The sequence below is a fragment of the Duganella zoogloeoides genome, assembly GCF_034479515.1.
GTDB classification, from domain to species: Bacteria; Pseudomonadota; Gammaproteobacteria; order Burkholderiales; family Burkholderiaceae_D; genus Rugamonas; species Rugamonas zoogloeoides.
The window spans coordinates 5,670,167-5,689,729 of sequence record NZ_CP140152.1; the positions used below are offsets into that span (position 1 = coordinate 5,670,167).

The following is a 19,563-nucleotide window of genomic DNA, read 5'->3' on the forward strand; positions in this document are numbered from 1 at the left end:
AGCATCGTTGCGCGCCGGTGACGACGTGCAACGTGCTAAAACATGCAGGGCAGCATCACCACCCTGGCAGAAACGACAAGCTTATTTCAGGCCGGCCGCATCGCGCAGGATCGCCGCCTTGTCGGTGTGCTCCCACGTGAATTCCGGCTCTTCACGGCCGAAGTGGCCGTACGCGGCGGTCTTGGCGTAGATCGGACGCAGCAGGTCCAGCATCTGCACGATGCCTTTCGGACGCAGGTCGAAGTGCTCCATCACCAGCTTGGCGATTTGCTCGTCAGGGATCACGCCCGTGCCTTCGGTGTACACGGTGATGTTGATCGGACGGGCCACGCCGATCGCGTACGACACCTGCACCTGGCACTGGCGCGCCAGGCCGGCAGCGACCACGTTCTTGGCCACGTAGCGGGCGGCATACGCTGCCGAACGGTCAACTTTGGTCGGATCTTTACCGGAGAATGCGCCGCCGCCGTGCGGGCTGGCGCCGCCGTAGGTGTCGACGATGATCTTGCGGCCGGTCAGGCCGCAATCGCCTTGCGGACCGCCGATGACGAAGCGGCCGGTCGGGTTGACCAGGTACTTGGTGTCGGTCAGCCATTCGCGTGGCAGCACCTGCTTGATGATCTCTTCGATCACCGCTTCTTCGATCTGTTTATGCTGCATTTCCGGCGCGTGCTGGGTGGACAGCACCACGGTGTCCACGGCCACCGGGCGGCCATTGACGTAACGCAGCGTCACTTGCGACTTGGCGTCCGGGCGCAGCCATGGCAGGCGGCCGTCCTTGCGCAGCTGCGACTGGCGCTCGACCAGGCGGTGAGCGTAGTGGATCGCCGCTGGCATCAGTTCCGGGGTTTCGTCGCAGGCGTAGCCGAACATCAGGCCCTGGTCGCCGGCGCCCTGGTCGAGGTCGATACCTGCGCCTTCGTCCACGCCCTGGGCGATGTCCGGCGACTGCTTGTCGTAGGCGACCAGCACGGCGCAACCACGGTAGTCGATACCGAAGTCGGTATTGTCGTAACCGATGCGCTTGATGGTTTCGCGGGCAACTTGAATATAATCCACATTGGCGTGGGTGGTGATTTCACCCGCGAGCACCACCAGGCCGGTGTTGCACAGGGTCTCGGCGGCAACGCGCGCTTTCGGATCCTGGGTCAGGATGGCGTCCAGGATCGCATCGGAGATCTGGTCCGCAACTTTGTCGGGGTGGCCTTCCGAGACAGATTCGGAAGTGAAGAGGTAATCATTAGACATCGCAACTCCTGGAAATGGCGGTAAAAATGGTTGTCGCGCACCAACGGGGGTTGCGACGCTTTAGCGATATTTATATCCCGCATCGCAAGTTGTCATTAACTCAGCGGTTCCTACTAACGTGTTATTTTACGCTTTTTTAAAAAAACTTGCTTCTCGTCCAGTGACCAGGCAAGCATAAACACAGGCACACAACACTTTCATGCTCGTACCCATTTTTCGTTTCCTTTCCGTATTTCCCTTGTCCTTCCTGCATGCCGCCGGCAGCGCGCTGGGATGGGTGGTGTACCTGGCATCCCCGTCGTACCGGCGCCGCATGCGCGACAACATGGCCCAGGCCGGCTACTCGCAACACCTGTCGGCCGCCATTGCCGAGGCTGGCAAAAGCATCATCGAATTGCCCTTCATCTGGTGTGCTGCACCAGAGCGCGTGTCGCGCCACGCCACGCTGGAAAACTGGCAACTGGTACAGACCGAGCTCGACGCCGGGCGCGGCATCGTGTTCCTCACGCCCCACCTGGGCTGCTTTGAAATCGTGGCCCAGGAAATCGCCCTGCGCACCGAGCTGATGGTGATGTACCGCCCGCCGAAAAAAGAGGCCTTGAAGCCGCTGATCGAAGGCGCGCGCGCGCAAGAACCTGCTGCTGGCGCCGGCCAATATGAGCGGCGTGCGCATGCTGGCCAAATTCCTCAAAAAAGGCCAGCCGATCGGCCTGCTGCCCGACCAGGTGCCGCAAGAAGGCGAAGGCGTATGGGCCACCTTCTTCGGCCGCGACGCCTACAGCATGACCCTGCCCGCCAAGCTGGCGCAGATGGGCAACGCCACCGTGATCGTCACGTATGCCGAGCGCCTGCCGGGCGGAAAGGGCTACGTGATCCACTTCGTGCCGTTTACCGAATCGCTGGCCGGCGACACCGCCAGCCAGGCGCAGGCGATCAACACCGCGATGGAGCACCTGATCGCGCGTAATCCCACCCAGTACTACTGGAGCTACAACCGCTACAAGGTACCCCACGGCATCGATGCGCCACAGACTGGAGAAGCAGCATGAAGTTAGTACTCGGATTGATGTGGCTGCTGCACTGGCTGCCCTTGCCCGTGCTGGGCCGCTTTGGCAAGTTCACCGGCAGCCTGCTGTTTATCTTGCTGCGCGCGCGGCGCGAGATCACGCTGACCAACTTGCGCCTGTGCATGCCGGAGCTGACCGAGGCCGAGCGGGTAACGCTGGCGCGCCAGCACTTCCAGGCCTATGCACGCAGCATCTGGGAGCGCGGCATCCTGTGGTGGGCGTCGGAAGCGCGCCTGAACCGCCTGATCACCGTGGAGCCGGGCCCGGTGCCGGTGGCGGAGATGACGGCCAAGCCGACTATTTTGCTGTGCCCGCATTTCGTGTGCCTGGACGTGGCCGGCGCGTCGATCGCGATGGTGGCCAGCGCGTCATCGATGTACGTGACGCAAAAGAACGCTGCGTTCGACCAGGTGCTGCGCGCCGGCCGGGCCCGCTTCAAGCCGGTGAAACTGTTCACGCGCCAGGACGGCATCAAGCCGATCCTGCGCGCGCTGCGCGACAAGCTGCCGTACTTCATGCTGCCGGACATGGACTTCGGCGAGAAAGACGCCGAGTTCGTACCGTTCTTCGGCATCGACGCGGCCACCCTGACCGCCACCGCGCGCATCGCCGCCACCACCGGCGCCCAGGTGATGCCGGTGATCGCCACGTTCCTGCCGAATTACCAGGGCTGGCGTGTCAAATTTTACCCGGTGTGGGACAATTACCCCGGCCCCGACATGGTGGCCGCCACCCGCCGCATGAACGAGTTCATCGAGGAGCGCGTGCGCGAAGCACCGGCCGAATATTTCTGGACGCACAAGCGCTTCAAGACCCGCCCGAATGGCGAACCATCGTTGTATCCACGTCGTAAATAAACTATGAAACTCAAATTCACCAAAATGCACGGCGCCGGCAACGACTTCGTGGTCATCGACGGCATCAACCAGCACATCGACTTCACCCCGGCGCAGTGGCAGTTGCTGGGCGACCGCCGCTTCGGCGTGGGCGCCGACCAGATCCTGCTGGTGGAAAAGCCGACGCAACCCGGTTGCGATTTCCGCTACCGCATCTTCAACGCCGACGGCGGCGAAGTGGAGCAATGCGGCAACGGCTCGCGCGCCTTCGTCAAATTCGTGGCGGAAAAAGGCCTGACCGACCAGCGCAGCATCACGGTGGAAACCAAGGCCGGCATCATCGCGCCGCGCCTCGAACTCGATGGCAGCATCACCGTGAACATGGGCGCACCCGTGCTGGAGCCGGCCAGGGTGCCGTTCGACGCCGAGGGCTTGCAGGGCGAAGCCCAGGCGCAGGATACGCTGTGGCCGCTGCTGCTGGAACTGGGCGGCGCGCGCGAAACCGTGCTCATTTCGGCGGTCTCGATGGGCAACCCGCACGCGGTGCAAATCGTCGATGACGTCGAGACGGCGCCGGTGGAACTGACCGGCCCGCTGATCGAGCACCATGTGCGTTTTCCGAACCGCGTCAATGCCGGCTTCATGCAGGTGCTCGACCGCCAGCATGTCAAACTGCGCGTGTTCGAGCGCGGCGTGGGCGAAACGCTCGCTTGCGGCACCGGCGCCTGCGCGGCCGCGGTGGCCGGTATCCGCCGTGGCGTGCTCGACAGCCCGGTACGGGTCGATGCGCGCGGCGGGCAGCTGTCGATCAGCTGGGCTGGCGAGGGTGAGCCGGTGCTGTTGACGGGGCCGGCGGTGACGGTGTTCGAGGGCGAGATCGAGATTTAACTAGCCAGGCTGCCAGCGCTGCGCATGCCTTATGAGCTTCAAGCCGTTGAACCTCCAGCAGGTGGGTTTCAAGTTGGCGGTTTCAAGTCGATGGTCTTCAAGCCGGCCGGTTTCAAGCCGTCGAAGGTTCGGCCGCCAGCGCCGGCAAGCAGGTCTTGAGGCGGTACAAGCGCTGGCGGTAATTCCCTTCCAGGCAGCCATCAAACCGGTCGAACTGCGCCACCACCTGGTCCAGCAGCTGCCGGTCCTGCGCCGTGCGCAGCGCAATCAGGCGGCGCTTGCTGCGCCCATAACTGGCGCGGATATCGACCACCAGGCAATGGCCGTGATCGGCCGTTTTCACATCAAGTAACAACGCCTCGGCCCGGTTCAAACCGAAGGCGCGCGCCAGTGTGAGGCGCGCTGCCAGCAGCGGCTGGCGCATGGCCAGCGTGTGCAATGCTGCCGGCGCCAGGGCCAGCAGTGCCTGGCCCCACGCGTCCGCATGCGGCGCCAGGGCGATGCGCTCCAGCTGCCGCTGTGCCTGCTCGCAACCCTGGGCCGCCGCTTTCTGCAGCCAGTACATCGCGCGCACGTCGCCATCGGCTGCGTGGCGGCGGTGACGCCACGCATAGAGGCCGCACTCGCGCTGCGCGTTTCGATGGCCCAGCTCGGCTGCACGCTCCAGGCAGACCTGCGCTTCGGCCACGCTGCGCTGCGAAAACTCCGGCTTCATGTAGATGCGCGAGAGCGCAAACCAGGCATCGGAATCGCCCTGTTCGCCGGCCAGCGTGAGCCAGCGGATCGCGCGCTTGAAGTTGACGGTGGCGATGCCATCAAGCTGCCGGCTGCCATCGCGCTGCAGGCGCGCAAACCACAAGCCGAGCGATAGTTGCGCCGCGCGCTCGCCCGCCTGCGCGGCCCGTTCGCGGTTTTCTGCGGACGGTTCTTGCGGCACTGCGGCGAGCACGCGACGATGCAGCGGCACCAGCCCATCCCAGGCAGACCCGTCGGGTAGCACGTCAAAGCGCGCCTTGCGTGGCAAGGCCTCCTGCATGTCGATGTAATTCGGCGGCGCCAGTTGCGCCAGCACCAGTCCCGCCTGCTCGACCCCGGCCGCAAAAGCGCGCTCGTACCACGGCAACACCTCGTCCACGCAGTGCCGCGCATGCTCGAACGGCACGTGGCTGCCGATCAGCATCCACGCTTCGGCCTGCTGCTGGCGGGCCGCGCGGTTAAGCCAGTGCAGCGCGGTGGACATGTTGCGCGGCAGGCTGGCGCCGCCGAACAGGTACAGCTTGCCCAGGGCCAGCTGGCAAGCGGGATCGCCGGCGCGCGCGCCACGGATGACGCCTAGTTCAGCTCGATTGACCATCGTGATTGACCATCGTTTAGGCGGGGAAAGATTGATCAGGAACAGAAGGTTGGGAAGTGCGGAGTTGTCGTCCAGTGTAGCGTGCGATCCACGCCACATCCTAGGAAAACCGCGCCACGGCTTGATCTCTCACAAATCGAGCACCCCGCCCGCGCTTGTAGGCTAGAGCTGTTTTAGTGCCCGATTGAAAGGAGTTAGCGTAACCCCTTGCAAAGAAAGCGTGACCTGGCGGGCGCACACCCGCGTTTCAAAAAAACCACAAGCAGCTGTCGTTGCGGGGCTTTCAACCAAGACTGGCCTCCTCAATCGACCACTCCCGCGCAATTATCCCGGCAAGCCTTTAAGGTTCCGAACCAAGGACCTACCAGTACCGATACAGCGGCGGACGCTTGTTCGATCTACTTAAAAAAGGAACCTATCAATGAAAAAATCTCTCGTGGCCCTGGCACTTACCGGCACGCTCGCTGGCGCCTCATGCGGCGTGCATGCGCAATCGTCGGTGTCCATTTACGGCACGCTCGATGCCGGCATTGCCAATCGCAGCGGCCCCAACACGCCCACCGTGGTGGGCAAGCGCGACAACAATAAGCTGGGTTTTCGCGGCGTCGAAGACCTGGGCAGCGGCCTGAAGGCCCTGTTCCAGCTCGAGATCCGCTACGAGCCCGATACCGGCACCATCGAAAGCAACTCCCGGCCGCTGTTCCAGGGCCAGTCGCGGGTGGGCCTGCAAGGAGACTTCGGCACGGTGCGTCTCGGCCGCGGCCTGACTGCCTTCCAGGAAACCAGCACCGGGTACGAACCCTGGAGCGGCATGCCTGCCGTGGCCGGTTACCAGACCGACCTGCAAGTGGCCGGCTACACCAGCGACCCGCTCAGCCCGGCCGGCAACTCGCTCAACCGCTTCTCCAACGCCGTGTTCTACAACACGCCGCTGATCGCCGGCATCTTCCAGCTCAACGTCACGGTGGCGTCCAAGGAAGCCAACAACAACCCGGCCATTATCGGCCGGGGCACCGCGCTGGCGCCGCAATTCCCGGCCAACAGCCAGGCGGCCGTGGTGCCATACTCGGTCAGCGCCACGGCCACACAAGGCAAGTTTTCCGCCTACGCCGCCTACGAGCGCAACGCGGTGGACACCACGCTGTGGTCGGTGGGCGGCTGGTTCAAGCCGATCGAGCCGCTCAAGCTGATGGCCACGTACCAGAAGCAGGACCAGGAAGAAAGCGTGCTCATCAATCCTGAAACCAAGGGCTGGGTGCTGGGCGCCAACTACGTGCTCGGTGCGGGGCTGATCCGGGCCGGCTATGGCCAGAAACGTCCGGACAACCAGTTCAATGATCCGGGCATCGCCAAAACGCGCCAGTACTCGATCGGTTACGACTACAACCTGTCGCCGCGTACGTACCTGTATGCGGATGCCACGCGCAAGAAAGCGGTCACCGCGTTCAACTTCGTCAGCGTCGGCATCCACCACAACTTCTGACGGCTGCACGGGCAAGCACGGACAAGGGCAACCTTGTCCGTCTTTTTTGCCCGGGTCGGGTAGAATGGTCGGCTAGTTCCCACCCCGATTTCGATAGAGCAGCCATGACCGTCCCACTGGATTCCACACTAGTCGCGCAGTACCTCACCGAGCATCCGAATTTCTTCGTCGAACACGCCGATTTGCTCGGTGAAATCAAGCTCGCCAGCCCCATGATGGGCCGCACCGTCTCGCTGCAGGAACGGCAAATGGAAGTGATGCGCGAGAAATACAAGACGCTGGAACTGCGCATGAGCAACCTGATGCGCCTGGCGTCGGAAAACGAAGCCATCGCCAACAAGTTCCACCGCTGGACCAAGGTGCTGCTGGAAGCGGAAGATGTGGGTTCCATGCCACACTCGGTGGTCAGCGGCCTGAAATCCGCGTTCGACGTGCCGCAAGTGACCGTTCGCCTGTGGAATACCGCGCCCGACTACGCCGACGAATGGTTCACCAAGGGCGTGACCGAAGATGTGCGCATCTTCGCCAACAGCCTGCTGTCCCCTTACTGCGGCAGCAACAAGGATTTTGAAGCCGTACGCTGGCTCGATGACTCGGCCAGCGTGGTTTCCACCGTGATCATCCCGCTGCGCAAGACCGGCGACAAGCAGGCTTTCGGTCTGCTGGTGATGGGTTCGGCCGATGCCAACCGCTTCACCTCGCTGATGGCTACCGACTTCCTGGTCCACATGGGCGAAACCAGCAGCACCGCCCTGGCCTGGCTGCTGGCCTGACCATGGCGGGCGCGCGCGCCGTGGGGACAGCGCAGGTACAGGCCGCCGAGACTGCCGGTCCGACGGCAAACCCCGCGCCTGCCGCGCCCGGCGCACCTGCTGCGGCGCCTGCCGCTGCCCCAGCAGCAGACTGCGACCGGATCGCCGACTACCTGGCGCACCTGCGCCACGGCCGGCAATTATCGGCCAACACCACCGCCGCCTACGGCCGCGACCTGGTCGAACTGCGCACGCTGGCCGAGGGCCGCGACTGGACCGATATCGATCATTTCCTGGTTCGCCGCCTGACGTCGAAGCTGCATGCGCGCGAACTCGATCCGCGTTCGATTGCCCGCAAGCTCTCGAGCTGGCGCGGCTTTTTCGACTGGCTCGGTACCCAGACCACCCTCGCCGCCAACCCGGTGCAAGGCGTGCGCGCCCCCAAGCGCGCCAAGACTTTGCCACGGGCGCTGTCGGTGGACGACGCCGTCCAGCTGGTGGCGCCGTCCCCTATGCAGCTGCGCGCTGCCGGCAGCGATGGCAAGGGCGGCGCAGAACCGGCCGAACTCTGCAACCGCGCCATGTTCGAGTTGCTGTATTCCAGCGGCTTGCGGGTATCGGAAATGGCCGGCCTCGACATCACGCCTGGCAAGGATGCGCTCGGCTGGGTAGTGCTGGAAAACCGTGAAGTAATCGTGACCGGCAAGGGCAACAAGCGCCGCGTGGTGCCGGTGGGCAGCGCGGCAATGACCGCACTGGCGGCCTGGCTGGCGGTGCGCCCCGCTCCCGCCGACGGCAGTGCCGCCTTGTTTTTAAGCACGCGCGGCACCCGCGTATCGCCACGCGTGATCCAGCAGCGCTTGCAGGCGCACGGCGTGGCCAGCGGCGCACCGGTGCACGTGCACCCGCACATGTTGCGCCACTCGTTCGCCTCGCACGTGCTGCAATCGTCGGGCGACCTGCGGGCGGTGCAGGACATGCTGGGGCATGCCAGCATCAGTTCCACCCAGGTATACACGGCGCTCGACTTCCAGCACCTGGCCGAGGTGTACGACAAAGCGCATCCGCGCGCCAAGATCAAATAAGCTGCTCGACGTACTGACGCGCCTCAATCGGACGAAACATGGTTCCGATTAATTTTCCGGCATAATCAGCGATTGCATTTTTGCACTTGATCCCCATCTAGGGGGCCCACACACCAGACTGGCGCGCGCGCATATGATACCTACCACGATCCTGACCGGCTTTCTTGGCGCCGGCAAGACCACGCTGCTCAACCGCATCCTGCAGGAACCGCACGGCATGCGCATTGCCGTGATTGAAAACGAGTTCGGCCAGGAAAACATCGACAATGAAATCCTGGTCCAGGACAGCGGCGAGCAAATCGTCGAAATGAACAATGGCTGCATCTGCTGCACCGTGCGCGGCGACCTGATCGTGGCGCTGTCCAGCCTGGCGCAGAAGCGCGAAGCCGGCGAGCTCACGTTTGATCGGGTGGTCATCGAAACCACCGGCCTGGCCAATCCGGGTCCGGTGGCGCAAACTTTCTTCGTGGACGAAGAAGTAGGCGCTCACTTCATGCTCGACGCCGTGGTCACGGTGGTCGATGCGCGCCACGCGATGGACCAGCTGGACCAGCACGAGGAAGCCCAGCGCCAGGTGGGTTTTGCCGACAAGCTGCTGCTCTCGAAAACCGACCTGGTCACGCCGGAAGAACTGGCCACGCTGACCGCGCGCCTGAAACGCATCAACCCGCGCGCGCCGATCAGCACCGCCGACTTCGGTCGCGCGCCGCTGGCCGAGGTGATGGACCTGAAAGGCTTCAACCTCAACGACAAGCTCGAGCTCGATCCGGATTTCCTGGCCACCGACCAGACCCATGACGACGACCACGTGCATGACGAACATTGCGGCCACAACCATGGTCATGACCACGGCCATGATCACGGGCACGAGCATAACCACCATCACGGCCACCATAGCGACGACATCGCCGCGTTTGTCTTCAAGAGCACGCGCCCGTTCGACACTGCCAAGCTCGACGAATTCCTCGGCGGGCTGGTCAATGTCTATGGTCCTCGCATGCTGCGCTATAAAGGCGTATTGTTAATGCAGGATGCCGATCGCAAGGTGGTGTTCCAGGGCGTGCACCAGATCATGGGCAGCGACCTTGGCGCCAAGTGGGGCGAAAACGAGGTCCGTGGCAGCAAAATGGTATTTATAGGTAAAAATCTGCCAAAAGATATCTTTATTAGCGGATTAGAACAATGTCTGGTATAAACTATCCGGGTTTTGTGGGGATAGCATAAACACCACACCATCTGCAAGCTGGCAAGCCCACTGGCGGATACCGGTGCAGCGCAACGGCCTGGGGCCCTTCTGCTGATCAATTTGAAAACTCTGTCGTATCGAAGGTAAGCGAAGTTATGACCACTAAAACTAATAAATCGACCGCAGCCGAACGCATCCTGACCGAAGAAGAAATTCTCAAGATGGATGAGAAGGACTACATGAACCCGGCGCAGATGGCGTTTTTCAAGGCGAAACTGCAACAGCTTGAAAAAGAGCTGCTCAAGAACGCCGGCGAAACCACCGAGCACCTGCGCGAAACCGTGCTGGTCCCCGATCCGGCCGACCGCGCCACCATCGAGGAAGAGCACGCGCTGGAACTGCGCACGCGCGACCGCGAGCGCAAGCTGCTCAAAAAAGTCCAGCAATCGATCGTGGCCATCGACGGCGGCGACTACGGCTGGTGCGAAGAGACCGGCGAGCCGATCGGCATCCCGCGCCTGATCGCCCGCCCGACCGCCACGCTGTCGCTGGAAGCGCAGCAGCGCCGCGAACTGAAGCAAAAGCTGTACGGCGATTAACCGCCGAGCAACACCTACCCAAGCACGCGCCTAATCCCCGCGTGCTTTTTTTTGCCCTGGCGCCGTGCAGGGCCCGGGGATTGCAATTGCGTTTTCCGTCCCCATTTCCCCCTTCAAGACGCAGTGCGGCATCAACCAACTGAACATTCGAGGTCAACATGGAACAATTTCACGGCACCACCATCTTGTGCGTGCGGCGCGGCAAGGAAGTCGCGCTCGGCGGCGATGGCCAGGTCACGCTCGGCAACATCGTCATGAAGGGCACGGCCCGCAAGGTGCGCAAGGTGTATAACGGCAAGGTCCTGGTCGGCTTCGCCGGCGGCACCGCCGACGCCTTCACCCTGCTCGACCGCTTCGAAGGCAAGCTGGAAAAACACCAGGGCAACCTGCTGCGCGCCTCGGTCGAACTGGCCAAGGACTGGCGCACCGACCGCGTGCTGCGCCGCCTCGAAGCGATGCTGCTGGTGGCCGACAGCGAATCGACCCTGGTGATCACCGGTAACGGCGACGTGCTCGAGCCCGAAGACGGCGTGGGTGCGATCGGCTCGGGCGGCACCTACGCCCAGTCCGCCGCCAAGGCGCTGGTAGAAAATACGGAACTCTCACCTGCGGAAGTAGTCAAAAAATCACTGACGATCGCCGGCCAGTTGTGCATCTACACCAACTTAAACCACATCATCGAAACACTGGAACCCGCATGAACATGACTCCCCAGGAAATCGTCGGCGAACTCGACAAACACGTGGTCGGCCAGGGCAAGGCCAAGAAGGCAGTGGCGATCGCCCTGCGCAACCGCTGGCGCCGCCAGCAGGTCGAAGAACCGCTGCGCCACGAAATCACGCCCAAGAACATTCTCATGATCGGCCCTACCGGCGTCGGTAAAACCGAGATCGCGCGGCGCCTGGCCAAGCTGGCCGATGCGCCGTTCATCAAGATCGAAGCCACCAAGTTTACCGAAGTCGGTTACGTGGGCCGCGACGTCGATACCATCATCCGCGACCTGATCGACATCGGCATCAAGCAAACCCGCCTGGCCGAAATGGCCAAGGTGCGCGCACGCGCCGAAGACGCGGCGGAAGACCGCGTACTGGACATCCTGCTGCCGCCGCCGCGCGACTTCGGCTTCCAGCCTAGCAACAGCACTGCGGCCGACGCACCGAAGGAAGGCGACAGCACGCGCCAGACCTTCCGCAAGCGCCTGCGCCAGGGTGAGCTCGACGACAAGGAAATCGAAATCGAGATTGCCGACGCCGGTCCGCAAATGGAAATCATGGCGCCGCCGGGTATGGAAGAAATGACCGAGCAGATCAAGTCGATGTTCTCGGGCATTGGCAACACGCGTAAAAAAGCACGCAAGGTCAAGATCCGCGAGGCGATGAAGTTCCTGGTCGACGAAGAAGCCGCCAAGCTGATCAACGATGAGGAAATGAAGCAGAAGGCGATCCAGAACGTCGAGCAGAACGGCATCGTGTTCCTCGACGAAATCGACAAGATCGCTACCCGTTCCGAAATCGGCGGTGGCGATGTTTCGCGCGCCGGCGTGCAGCGCGACCTGCTGCCGCTGGTGGAAGGCACCACGGTCAACACCAAGTACGGCATGATCCGCACCGACCACATCCTGTTCATCGCGTCGGGCGCATTCCACCTGGCCAAGCCATCGGACCTGATCCCCGAGTTGCAGGGCCGCTTCCCGATCCGGGTGGAGCTGGAATCGCTGTCGATTGCCGATTTCGAACGCATTCTGACCAGCACCGATGCGTGCCTGACCAAACAGTACGAGGCGCTGCTGGCCACCGAAGACGTTAAAATCGAGTTTTCGCAGGAAGGCATCACGCGCCTGGCGGAGATCGCGTTCTCGGTCAACGAGCGCACCGAAAACATCGGCGCGCGCCGCCTGTACACGGTGATGGAAAAGCTGCTGGAAGAAGTGTCGTTCTCCGCCAGCGAAACCAGCGGCAAGGTCGTCACGATCGACGCCGCCTATGTCAACGAGCGGCTCGATGCGCTGGCAGTCAACGAAGACCTTTCCCGCTACGTCCTGTAACATGGAAGCTCGCAAACCTACTGCGCGGCCCGCTACGGTTTTCAAGCTTCCATAGGAGTTAAGTGATGGCGAACAAAGCACTGGCAACGCGGCAAAAGAAACAGATCGCGCCCACGCGGGTGCCGCCATCGCCGCCGCCGCGCAATCCGGTGGCGGTCGCCGCCAAGGCGCGCGCCGGTGGCGCCGGGCCGCATGCCAAGCCGCAGTCCACCGAGCGCCAGGCGGCCAAGCGGCTGCTGGCCAAAATCGATCCCAAGGCGGACCCCGACCAGGCATAAAAAAGGCCTCGAAACACGTTGCCGTGTTCGAGGCCCTTGCTGGAATTAGTCTGGATCTGCGGCGGACGCCGGTGCTGGCGTCGGCTCGCTATCCATGCAAGCAGTGTCCTCCCATTTCCTGCCCAGTCCTAGCGGATTGTCCCAGGCATCACTTTTCACTACGCCTGGTATCGTGCTACGATACCTTATCAAACCGACCAGGCGGACCATGAGCTCTCCCGAATTGCTGTTGCAGGTGTTGCGCACGCAGATGCGCACCGCCGGCGTCACCTACAAAATGCTGGCCGAGCGCATCGGCATGAGCGAATCGAGCGTCAAGCGCATGTTCGGCCAGCAAGATATGGCGCTCTCGCGGCTGGCCCAGATCTGCAAGGCTGCCGGCGTGCCGATGGAAGACGTGCTGCGCGGCGCCGCCGACGCCACCCCGCAAACCGACGCCCTCACCCTCACCCAGGAAAAAGCGCTGCTGGCGCACCCGCATCTGCTCCTGATGGCGATCTGCTGCCTTGGCCACTGGACCGTGGAGCAGGTACTGGAAACCTACACCCTCACCGAACCCGAATGCATCATGCTGCTGGCCGAACTGGACCGGCTGGGCGTGATCGAATTGAAACCGCTGAACCGCTACCGGCTGCGCGTTTCGAACGCCTTCCGCTGGCTGCCGGACGGCCCGGTGCAGCAATTCTTCCGCGACCACGCGGTCAGCGATTACTTCAGCGGCAGCTTCGACGGCGCCGGCGAAACCCTGCTGTGCCTGCCTGCGCGGCTATCGCTGCCAAGCGCCCAGGAACTGGTGGGCCGCATCCAGCAACTGGCCGGCGAACTGGCCCGCCTGCACCAGGGCGACCGCAAACTGGCGCCAGGCGACCGCGACGGTTTCACCCTGCTGGTCGGTTTCCGGTCATGGGAATTCGCCGCCTTCACCGCCCTGCGCCGCGCCGAAACCCGCTAAGTTCGGGGTCAGTGCCGACATTTGGACACGAGCACAGCTTATAGCGCTTGAGGCCGTGTCCGAATGTCGGCACTGACCCCGAAGTCGGATGCACTTACCATACCGGGCCCAGGAACAGGTAGCCGCTGGTGCTGCCGTCGCGGGTCTTGCCGGCGCCGAAGTACAGCGGGCCGAACCGCGTATCGACCGAGATGAAGGCGCTGGCTGCCTGGCGCAGGGTGTTGCGGTGCAGGGAGGCGCTGTCGCTGTAGGCGCCGCCGGTTTCCAGTGAAAACCCTACCCGTACGTCGCCACCCAGGGCGGCCGGCATGCTGCCGATGCTGCGTGCTGTCACCACCCGCGCCAGCACGGTGCGCGCGCCGGCCACCGATTCGGGCATGGTGCCCGACAGGCGCAGGAAACCGCCCAGGCTAGACGTGGACGAGGCGCCCCGGTTGCGCGACCATTCGCCATAGACGTGGCCGGCCCAGCGGTCGAGGTGGAATGCTTCGAGCCATTGCACCCGATGCTGGGTGGCGACGGCAGCGTTGGCGTCGCCGTTTTCGCGGCCCTGCCACTCGATGTTGAACAGCCGGCCCCGGGTGGGAAAGGCAATCGTGTCGAGGCTGTCCACGCTGTACGACAGTGCACGCACGGTTTCGCGGTCGCTGGTGCTCTGCGACTGGTAGGGAATGGTTTGCTGGTAGTTGGCGCGCTGGCGCGACACGCTGTAGCGCAGGTCGCCCCAGCGGCTCAGTTGGCGGCCGATCGCAAAGGTGGCGCTGTGGGCATTGTAGCCGTAGCGCGCCTGGCGCAAGCCGCTGCTGTCGAAGATGTCGCGCGTGACGATGCCGTGTTGCAGCGACGGCGCCACGTACCATTGCGAGCCCGCGCCCAGCGGTTGCCAGAACTGCGTGCCGAACGCGCGCTGGGTGCCAAGGTTGACCACCGTGCGCAGCTCCGCGCCCCAGTCGTTGACCGACGACAGCACGTGCATGAACTTGAACTGGAAGGTGTTGTTGTCGTGCGAATCGCTACTGAATTCGAGCCCCACGCGCAGGCGGCTGCGGGCCCAGTCGGCCTCGGTCGGCTTGATCAGCACGCTGCGGCCATCGCCATCGTCGCGCACCTCGGTTTCCACCCGTGCCAGGTCGCCGCGCCCGAACAGCGAATTGCCAGCGCGCTGGGCCTGCTCGCCGGTGACCATCTGCCCGACTTTCAAGCCTGACTGCACGGCCAGTTCGGTGGGGTTGATGTGGCCGCTCGGCGCAACCTCGAGTTTGGCCAGGCGCATCGGCTGGTCGATCGGCACCGGCGCCGACAGCCGGCTCAATTCATACGCTGCGTACTGCCCCTCGGGCAGCGCCAGGCCGACCAGCTTGTCACTCATGGCGCGCACCGCCGCCTCGCCCGCCCGCATGGCGCGGTCGTGGCGGGTAAAGTCGAGAAAGCCGATGCCGCCGAGGTCGGGCGCCAGCAGGATGTCGTCGGGCCGCAGTTCCTTGAGCGAGCGCTGGACGTTCTGCTCGGTAAGGATTTGCAGCATCTGCTGCGCCACGCTCACCGCACTGACCAGTTCCTTCTCCTGCGCCAGCGGCGTGCCGACGTTGACGGCAATGATGATGTCGGCGCCCATCTCGCGCGCCACGTCCACCGGCAGGTTGCGCACCAGGCCGCCATCGACCAGCAGCCGGTCCTTGATGCGCACCGGCGCAAACACGCCTGGCACCGCCAGCGACGCGCGCATGGCCAGGAACAGCGGCGTGTCGGACAGCTCGACCAATTCTCCCGTCACCAGGTCCGACGCCACCGAGCGGAACGGCAGTTGCAGCAGGTTGACCGGCTTGTCGCGCGCGCCGTGCGGCAGTACCCGCGTCAAGGCCAGCTCCAGCGCCTCGTTGCCGGCAGCCGCCGGCGGCAGGGTTACGCCGTCCCACTTGGCGCCCAGCTCGATGCGCGAGGGCAGCAATAAATCTTCCTCGCGGCGGCGGAACACCAGCTCATCGCGCGGCGGGCGGTCGGCCACCACGGCCGCCCAGTCGGTACGGCGCACCAGCAACTCCAGTTGCTCGACCGAGCTGCCGGCAGCGTAGGCGCCACCAACCACGCTGCCCATGCTGGTCCCCACCACGATATCGACCGGCACGCGCAATTCCTGCAGAGCCCTGAGCACGCCGATGTGGGCGAAGCCGCGCGCGCCGCCGCCCGAAAGTACCAGCGCTATCTTGGGACGGACCGTTGACGCCACAGGCGTGGCAGGCAGCGCCGGGCCGGGAACTACCGGTGCGTCGGAACCGCCGCTGCTACTTTGGCTGGGGCTGCGGCTGACGCTGCTATTGGCGTTGACGTTGGCGTTGGCGTTGGCGTTGGCGTTGGCAGTGTGCTGCGGCGCGGCGCCGGCGGCGCCAGCAACCGTCGCGGACAAGAAAAAGCCGCAGCACAAAGCTGCGGCCAGGAGGCGAAAACCTGTCATCGGATGAACCCGGTTCATTGTTGGCGGCCGAAGCCGGGGACCGGGCCGATCGCGTTGGGGTTGTTGGGCGTGTTGGGGTTATTGGTGTTGCCGGGGACGCCAGGGTTGTTCTGGGGCCGGGGATTTTGCTGGCCGGCCGCCGGCGGCACCGTGCCGGGCGGTTGCATGGCCGGTGCCGGCTGCATTTGCACCTGCGGCGCCGGCATGGCCGGTGGCGGCGTCTGCACCGGCTGGATTGCCGGCAGCGCCGGCGCGGTGCTGGTGGCGCCGGCATCGCTGGGCAGGTCCACCCGCTTGATGGCGCCGCCTTCGGACAGCAGCACGAACTTCGGATGGATTTCCTTGACCGTCACGCCGGGCGACACTTCACGGCCCAGGCCGTAGGCTTGGGCGGGCTGGTTGTCCATTGCCAGGATGGCGGCGCTGTCGCGGCCGTTGCCGCTGCCAACCGCCGCCACCACGCCCTTGAGCTGGTAGTTGCTGGCGGCGGCCACCGTGATCTGGCCGCCGAACAGGCCCTTGGCGGCATCGAGGTTGAGGGCGGCAGGCGGCGCCGGTGGCGGCGCGGCAATCGCGCGCTGGCGGGGCTGGTTAAACTGCAGCACCCAGTAGGCCAGCGACGCCGACAACAGCGCCACGGCCAGGACGGTAACAAACAGGGGCAAACGCTTCATAACGGTCTTTCCGGGTCAGCGCACAAGCTGGTTGATTTCAATAATAGGCATCAGCACCGCCAGCACGATCAGCAGCACGACCACGCCCATGGCGAGGATCAGCGCGGGTTCGAGCAGGCCGGCGATGGTGAGCGTGCGACGCTCGAGGTCGGCTTCCTGGGCGGCAGCGGCACGGTCCAGCATGGCCGGCAGCTCGCCGGTGATTTCGCCGGCGCGGATCATGTGCACCAGCATGGGCGGGAAGTGGCGCTGGGCCGACAGCGACCGCGCCAGGCTCACGCCTTCGCGCACGGCGTCGCTGGCCTCCTCCACCAGTTCGCGCATGGCGACATTGGACAGGGTGTCGCGGCTGGTTTCCAGCGCGCGCAGGATCGGCACGCCGGAGCCGGTGGTGATCGCCAGCGTGCTGGCAAAGCGCGCCGTGTTCAGGCTGCGCTCGAACTTGCCGTACAACGGCGCGGTCAGCAGCCAGGTGTGCCAGCGCCGCTTGAGCGACGGATTTTCCAGCGCCCGGCGCCAGGCGAACCAGGCGCCGATCAGCGCGATCGCCACCACGATGCCGTAGTTGCGCACGAAGTCGGAAATGGCCAGCATGACGACGGTGAGCAGCGGCAGTTTTTGCTTGGTATTGGCAAACACCGAAACGATCTGCGGCACCACGTAGGTGAGCAGGAAGATCACGATGGCAAACGCCACCACGGTCACGATCGCCGGATAGGTGAACGCCAGGCGCACCTTTTGCACCAGCGCATTGCGGCGCTCGATGTAATCGGCCAGGCGCGACAGCACGCGCGAGAGCTGGCCGATCTGCTCGCCCGAGGCGACCAGCGCCCGGTAAATTTCGGCGAAGTCGCGCGGGTGGCGGCTCAGGGCATCGGACAGCGCGGCGCCGCCGATCACCTCGGCGCGGATCGAGGCGATCAGGTCGCGCAAGTACGCACGTTCGGCCTGTTCCAGCAGCGCGGTGAACGCCTGTTCGAGCGGCAGCCCCGCTTCGAGCAGGCTGGCCATCTGGCGCGTAAACAGCGCCAGCTCGGTGGTGGACAGGCGCTCGCCAAAGCCGCGGCGCTTGGCCACGCCGGCCGCATCGACCTGGGCGGCAATCGCGTCCACCTTGAGCGGCACCAGGCCCAGCGTGCGCAGCTCGGCGCGCGCCGAGCGGGCGCTGTCCGAGTTGAGCACGCCTTTCTTGGTGGCGCCGCCGGCATCGACGGCTTCGTAACGGAATGCTGGCATCTTAGTCTTTCGTCACGCGCAGCAGCTCGGCCTGGGTGGTGACACCGCTGGCCAGCCAGCGCTCGCCGTCCTCGCGCATGGTGATCATGCCGCTGGCGACCGCAGCGGCCTTGACCTCCGCTTCCGACGCGCGGTTGTGGATTTGCGCGCGGATCTGCTCGGTCGTTTCGAGGAATTCGTACACGCCCACCCGGCCGGTATAGCCGGTATGGCCGCAATGCTCGCAGCCGACCGGCTGCCACAGGTGGCCGTCAAAGCTCTTGCAGTGGCCGCAGAGTTTGCGCACCAGGCGCTGGGCCAGCACACCCAGCAGCGACGACGACAGCAGGAACGGTTCGATCCCCATGTCCAACAGACGGGTGACGGCAGCGGCGGCGTCGTTGGTGTGCAAGGTGGCCAGCACCAGGTGGCCGGTAAGCGATGCCTGCACCGCGATCTGCGCGGTTTCCAGGTCGCGGATCTCGCCGATCATGATCACGTCCGGGTCTTGGCGCAGGATCGCGCGCAGGGCCTTGGCAAAAGTCATGTCGATGCGCGCGTTCACCTGGGTCTGGCCTACGCCATTGAGGTCGTACTCGATCGGGTCTTCCACCGTCATGATGTTGGTGGTGCTGGCGTTCAACAGCGAAAGCGCCGCGTACAGCGTGGTGGTCTTGCCGGAGCCGGTCGGACCGGTCACCAGCACGATGCCGTGCGGCTGGTTGATCAGCGCGTCGAACTTGGGCAGCATGGTCGCGCTCATGCCCAGGTGGTTCAGATCGAGGCGCCCTGCCTCCTTGTCCAGCAGACGCAGCACGGCGCGCTCGCCGTGGCCGGTCGGCAAGGTGGAGACGCGCACATCGACCGGTTTGCCGCCAATGCGCAAGGTGATGCGGCCGTCCTGCGGCAAGCGCTTCTCGGCAATGTCGAGCTGGGCCATGATCTTGATACGCGAAATCAAGGAACCATGGATCGCCTTGCGCGGGCGCACCACGTCGCGCAGCGCGCCGTCAACGCGGAAGCGCACGACCGAGGTCTGCTCAAACGGCTCGATGTGGATGTCGGACGCGCTGTCGCGCAGTGCTTGCGTGAGCAGCGCATTGATCATGCGGATCACCGGGGCATCGTCGGACGATTCGAGCAAATCCTCAATGGCCGGGACGTCCTGCAGCAGCTTGGTCAGATCGAGGTTGGCGTCGAACTCGTCGGCCACCATCGAGGCGTTGCCGCCGGCGCCCGCGTACGCGGTGGCAATGGCGATCTCGAGGTCGGCGCGGGTGAGGTTCTTGAGCTGGATGCGGCCGAACCGGCGCGACACCTCGGCAATGGCGGCCGGCGCGGTGGCGCCGCACACCAGCACGTCCACCGTGTTCTCGGCGGTATCGCTCGGCTGCGCCAGCACCACGTAATCGCGGGCAAAGGCGAAGGGCAAAAGGTTGTTCATTGCAGG

General features: G+C 64.4%; 17 protein-coding genes and 1 pseudogene. 12 read left to right on the forward strand and 6 right to left on the reverse strand.

Annotated features, from left to right (window positions below):
• Positions 1 to 81 precede the first annotated feature (81 nt).
• A complete protein-coding gene (gene metK / locus SR858_RS24875) occupies positions 82 to 1,248 on the reverse strand; it encodes a methionine adenosyltransferase (protein WP_019924733.1) in 1,167 nt (388 codons plus the stop codon).
• 199 nt (positions 1,249 to 1,447) lie between these two features.
• Between metK and SR858_RS24880 the strand changes: the two are divergent.
• From SR858_RS24880 to dapF, 3 genes and pseudogenes are all read left to right on the forward strand, one after another.
• Positions 1,448 to 2,297, forward strand: a pseudogene (locus SR858_RS24880) (lysophospholipid acyltransferase family protein).
• Entirely contained in the window at positions 2,294 to 3,172 is an 879-nt protein-coding gene (locus SR858_RS24885) for an LpxL/LpxP family acyltransferase (protein ID WP_026637817.1), read from the forward strand. The pseudogene SR858_RS24880 and the gene SR858_RS24885 overlap by 4 nt, the downstream one beginning before the upstream one ends.
• 3 nt (positions 3,173 to 3,175) lie before the next feature.
• On the forward strand, positions 3,176 to 4,039 hold the full coding sequence (gene dapF, locus SR858_RS24890) for a diaminopimelate epimerase (RefSeq protein WP_019924729.1): 864 nt from the start codon (positions 3,176 to 3,178) through the stop codon (positions 4,037 to 4,039).
• A 112-nt stretch (positions 4,040 to 4,151) separates the two neighbouring features.
• On the opposite strand, the gene SR858_RS24895 is transcribed toward dapF, so the two are convergent.
• The gene (locus tag SR858_RS24895; protein WP_019924728.1) at positions 4,152 to 5,393 is read right to left on the reverse strand and encodes a tetratricopeptide repeat protein; all 1,242 of its coding nucleotides are present in this window, start codon (positions 5,391 to 5,393) and stop codon (positions 4,152 to 4,154) included.
• 421 nt (positions 5,394 to 5,814) lie between these two features.
• Between SR858_RS24895 and SR858_RS24900 the strand changes: the two genes are divergently transcribed.
• From SR858_RS24900 to SR858_RS24940, 9 genes are all read left to right on the forward strand, one after another.
• Positions 5,815 to 6,876 carry a porin gene (locus SR858_RS24900; protein ID WP_019924727.1) on the forward strand — a complete coding sequence of 354 codons (1,062 nt, stop codon included), beginning with the start codon at positions 5,815 to 5,817 and terminating at the stop codon, positions 6,874 to 6,876.
• Positions 6,877 to 6,980: 104 nt separating this feature from the next.
• Positions 6,981 to 7,649, forward strand: a complete 669-nt coding sequence (locus tag SR858_RS24905) for a DUF484 family protein (protein WP_019924726.1) — start codon at positions 6,981 to 6,983, stop codon at positions 7,647 to 7,649.
• A gap of 2 nt (positions 7,650 to 7,651) precedes the next feature.
• Positions 7,652 to 8,713 (forward strand): tyrosine recombinase XerC, encoded by a 1,062-nt coding sequence (locus SR858_RS24910; protein WP_019924725.1) that lies wholly within the window; start codon positions 7,652 to 7,654, stop codon positions 8,711 to 8,713.
• 133 nt (positions 8,714 to 8,846) lie between these two features.
• Complete coding sequence (locus SR858_RS24915; protein ID WP_019924724.1) at positions 8,847 to 9,908, forward strand: CobW family GTP-binding protein; 1,062 nt, start codon at positions 8,847 to 8,849, stop codon at positions 9,906 to 9,908.
• 146 nt (positions 9,909 to 10,054) lie between these two features.
• The gene (gene dksA / locus SR858_RS24920; RefSeq protein WP_019924723.1) at positions 10,055 to 10,498 is read left to right on the forward strand and encodes an RNA polymerase-binding protein DksA; all 444 of its coding nucleotides are present in this window, start codon (positions 10,055 to 10,057) and stop codon (positions 10,496 to 10,498) included.
• 158 nt (positions 10,499 to 10,656) lie between these two features.
• Complete coding sequence (gene hslV / locus SR858_RS24925) at positions 10,657 to 11,199, forward strand: ATP-dependent protease subunit HslV (RefSeq protein ID WP_019924722.1); 543 nt, start codon at positions 10,657 to 10,659, stop codon at positions 11,197 to 11,199.
• On the forward strand, positions 11,196 to 12,542 hold the full coding sequence (hslU, locus tag SR858_RS24930) for an ATP-dependent protease ATPase subunit HslU (RefSeq protein ID WP_019924721.1): 1,347 nt from the start codon (positions 11,196 to 11,198) through the stop codon (positions 12,540 to 12,542). Before hslV ends, hslU begins: the two co-directional genes overlap by 4 nt.
• A 65-nt stretch (positions 12,543 to 12,607) precedes the next feature.
• Entirely contained in the window at positions 12,608 to 12,820 is a 213-nt protein-coding gene (locus SR858_RS24935; protein ID WP_019924720.1) for a hypothetical protein, read from the forward strand.
• A 208-nt stretch (positions 12,821 to 13,028) separates the two neighbouring features.
• Complete coding sequence (locus tag SR858_RS24940; protein ID WP_026637815.1) at positions 13,029 to 13,772, forward strand: helix-turn-helix domain-containing protein; 744 nt, start codon at positions 13,029 to 13,031, stop codon at positions 13,770 to 13,772.
• Positions 13,773 to 13,866: 94 nt separating this feature from the next.
• Here SR858_RS24940 and SR858_RS24945 read toward each other — a convergent pair whose 3' ends face one another.
• The 4 genes from SR858_RS24945 to gspE all read right to left on the reverse strand — a co-directional run bounded on the left by SR858_RS24945 (position 13,867) and on the right by gspE (position 19,557).
• Positions 13,867 to 16,176 carry a patatin-like phospholipase family protein gene (locus tag SR858_RS24945; protein WP_322534105.1) on the reverse strand — a complete coding sequence of 770 codons (2,310 nt, stop codon included), beginning with the start codon at positions 16,174 to 16,176 and terminating at the stop codon, positions 13,867 to 13,869.
• Positions 16,177 to 16,238: 62 nt separating this feature from the next.
• The gene (locus SR858_RS24950) at positions 16,239 to 16,898 is read right to left on the reverse strand and encodes a type II secretion system protein N (RefSeq protein ID WP_019924717.1); all 660 of its coding nucleotides are present in this window, start codon (positions 16,896 to 16,898) and stop codon (positions 16,239 to 16,241) included.
• 15 nt (positions 16,899 to 16,913) lie between these two features.
• Positions 16,914 to 18,134 carry a type II secretion system inner membrane protein GspF gene (gene gspF, locus SR858_RS24955; RefSeq protein WP_019924716.1) on the reverse strand — a complete coding sequence of 407 codons (1,221 nt, stop codon included), beginning with the start codon at positions 18,132 to 18,134 and terminating at the stop codon, positions 16,914 to 16,916.
• 1 nt (position 18,135) lies between these two features.
• A complete protein-coding gene (gene gspE, locus SR858_RS24960) occupies positions 18,136 to 19,557 on the reverse strand; it encodes a type II secretion system ATPase GspE (RefSeq protein ID WP_019924715.1) in 1,422 nt (473 codons plus the stop codon).
• Positions 19,558 to 19,563 lie beyond the last annotated feature (6 nt).

What these genes read in the sequence shown, in the direction of transcription:
- SR858_RS24915 (WP_019924724.1), top strand. Translation starts at nt 8,847, where the DNA reads ATGATACCTACCACGATCCTGACCGGCTTTCTTGGCGCCGGCAAGACC.
- SR858_RS24935 (WP_019924720.1), top strand. Translation starts at nt 12,608, where the DNA reads ATGGCGAACAAAGCACTGGCAACGCGGCAAAAGAAACAGATCGCGCCC.
- SR858_RS24950 (WP_019924717.1), bottom strand. Translation starts at nt 16,898, where the DNA reads ATGAAGCGTTTGCCCCTGTTTGTTACCGTCCTGGCCGTGGCGCTGTTG.
- SR858_RS24900 (WP_019924727.1), top strand. Translation starts at nt 5,815, where the DNA reads ATGAAAAAATCTCTCGTGGCCCTGGCACTTACCGGCACGCTCGCTGGC.
- dapF (WP_019924729.1), top strand. Translation starts at nt 3,176, where the DNA reads ATGAAACTCAAATTCACCAAAATGCACGGCGCCGGCAACGACTTCGTG.
- SR858_RS24940 (WP_026637815.1), top strand. Translation starts at nt 13,029, where the DNA reads ATGAGCTCTCCCGAATTGCTGTTGCAGGTGTTGCGCACGCAGATGCGC.
- gspF (WP_019924716.1), bottom strand. Translation starts at nt 18,134, where the DNA reads ATGCCAGCATTCCGTTACGAAGCCGTCGATGCCGGCGGCGCCACCAAG.
- SR858_RS24905 (WP_019924726.1), top strand. Translation starts at nt 6,981, where the DNA reads ATGACCGTCCCACTGGATTCCACACTAGTCGCGCAGTACCTCACCGAG.
- hslU (WP_019924721.1), top strand. Translation starts at nt 11,196, where the DNA reads ATGAACATGACTCCCCAGGAAATCGTCGGCGAACTCGACAAACACGTG.
- SR858_RS24895 (WP_019924728.1), bottom strand. Translation starts at nt 5,393, where the DNA reads ATGGTCAATCGAGCTGAACTAGGCGTCATCCGTGGCGCGCGCGCCGGC.
- hslV (WP_019924722.1), top strand. Translation starts at nt 10,657, where the DNA reads ATGGAACAATTTCACGGCACCACCATCTTGTGCGTGCGGCGCGGCAAG.
- dksA (WP_019924723.1), top strand. Translation starts at nt 10,055, where the DNA reads ATGACCACTAAAACTAATAAATCGACCGCAGCCGAACGCATCCTGACC.
- gspE (WP_019924715.1), bottom strand. Translation starts at nt 19,557, where the DNA reads ATGAACAACCTTTTGCCCTTCGCCTTTGCCCGCGATTACGTGGTGCTG.
- SR858_RS24910 (WP_019924725.1), top strand. Translation starts at nt 7,652, where the DNA reads ATGGCGGGCGCGCGCGCCGTGGGGACAGCGCAGGTACAGGCCGCCGAG.
- metK (WP_019924733.1), bottom strand. Translation starts at nt 1,248, where the DNA reads ATGTCTAATGATTACCTCTTCACTTCCGAATCTGTCTCGGAAGGCCAC.
- SR858_RS24885 (WP_026637817.1), top strand. Translation starts at nt 2,294, where the DNA reads ATGAAGTTAGTACTCGGATTGATGTGGCTGCTGCACTGGCTGCCCTTG.